The organism is Nocardia amamiensis NBRC 102102, from assembly GCF_001612745.1.
GTDB classification, from domain to species: Bacteria; Actinomycetota; Actinomycetes; order Mycobacteriales; family Mycobacteriaceae; genus Nocardia; species Nocardia amamiensis.
On the sequence record NZ_BDBA01000396.1, the window covers coordinates 1 to 1,779 of the forward strand.

1 protein-coding gene is annotated in these 1,779 nt (G+C 71.7%); it reads left to right on the top strand.

Annotated elements, in window-relative coordinates; translation table 11 throughout:
• Window positions 1-50 precede the first annotated feature (50 nt).
• A partial coding sequence (locus NA4_RS37990) for a UvrD-helicase domain-containing protein (protein ID WP_157129577.1) occupies window positions 51-1,779 on the top strand: 1,729 nt, incomplete at its 3' end.

The following is a 1,779-nucleotide window of genomic DNA, read 5'->3' on the forward strand; positions in this document are numbered from 1 at the left end:
GACAGCGCGCCCTCGCGCACGACGGAGCTGAGCATCAGCGAGGCGGAGTCGTGACCGGCGGCAGGGTGACACCGCACCAGCTGGCGCAGGCACTGGGCCTGCCACAACCGACCGACGAGCAGGCGGCCGTGATCGCGGCGCCGCCGGGTCCGACTCTGGTGGTCGCGGGCGCGGGTGCGGGTAAGACCGAGACGATGGCCGCGCGTGTGGTGTGGATGGTCGCGAATCGGATCGTCCGGCCGGACGAGGTGCTGGGCCTGACCTTCACACGTAAAGCCGCACAGCAGTTGACCACCCGCATCCGCACCAGGCTGGCCCGGCTTGCCGGTGCGCCGCTGCTGCGTGAACTCGACCCGACCGGTCAGCTGCGCGGGGAGCTCACCGGCGCGGAACCGGAAATCAGCACGTACCACTCCTACGCGGGCAGGTTGCTCACCGAATACGGGCTGCTGCTCCCGGTGGAGCCCTCGGCGACGCTGCTCACCGAGACACAGCTCTGGCAGCTCGCCCACCAGGTCGTCCGGACCTGGGACGGCGACCTGGACACCGATCGCACGCCGGTGTCGGTCACCGAGGCGGTGCTCGCGCTGTCCGGGCAGCTGGCCGAGCACCTGGTCGAGCCCGAGGAATTGGCCGAGGCGCACACCGAGCTGGAGAAGCTGGTGTACACGCTGCCCGCGGGTCCGCGCCAGCGCGGCGGTCCGAGCCAAACCCTTTTGAACATCGTGCAGGTGCAGCGGGAACGGGTGGCGCTGCTGCCGCTGGTGCACGAGCTCTCGGAGGCGCTGCGCCGCCGCGGCGCACTGGATTTCGGCGCGCAGATGTCCCTTGCCGCCCGCCTGGCCGCCGAACACCCCGAGGTAGCCGCCGCCGAACGCGCCCGCTTCCGCCTGGTCCTGCTCGACGAATACCAGGACACCGGCCACGCCCAGCGCGTCCTGCTCGCGGCCCTGTTCGGCGCCGAGCATGAGCACACAGCGGGGGCGGCGTCGGGTCCCGGGAACACCTCGACCCGTCCCGGCGCACACGATCCGGATTCCGATATGCAGCCGCAGGACGGTCCCTGGACACATACGGATACCCGTGGACCGGATTCGACGCGGGGTGCAGCGGACGTGCCCTCCGGTCCGCCGCCGGATACGCAGGCGCGGCAAGCCGGTGCGACCGGCCATGAGTCCGGGGCGTCCGAGTCGGCTGGACCGATGCCGTACCCCGCTGCGGACGGGCGGGTTTCGGCTTCTTCGCCGGGAAACGCGGCACCGTCGCGCGGTGCTGGGATCGACTTGCGTTCCGGTTCGTCGCGGGCGGACACGGCGTCGTTGCGCGGTGCGGCGCAGGACGCGCACTTCGATCCGGCGATACGAAACGACGAGTCGCAGCGTGCCGGTGCGCATGATCCGCGCAGAGTCCGCTCGACGCGGGACGCGCCCTCGTCACACGTCGGTTCACACGCTGATCCGGGTACCCCGGGCGCCGCGCGGCGTCTTGCCGTGACCGCCGTCGGCGATCCGATGCAATCGATCTACGGTTGGCGCGGCGCGTCCGCGGCGAACCTGCCCCGGTTCGCCACCGACTTTCCCAGTGCTCCTGGCGTCCCGGCCCCCACGTTGGCGCTGCTGACCAGCTGGCGCAATCCGCCGGAGGCGCTGGCGCTGGCGAATCTGGTCGCGGAACCCTTGCGGCGCAAGGCGATCGAGGGCGGTGGGGTGACCGTCGACGCGTTGCGCGCCAAACCCGATGCGGGGCCGGGTGTCGTGGCGTTGGCGCTGGCCGAGACGG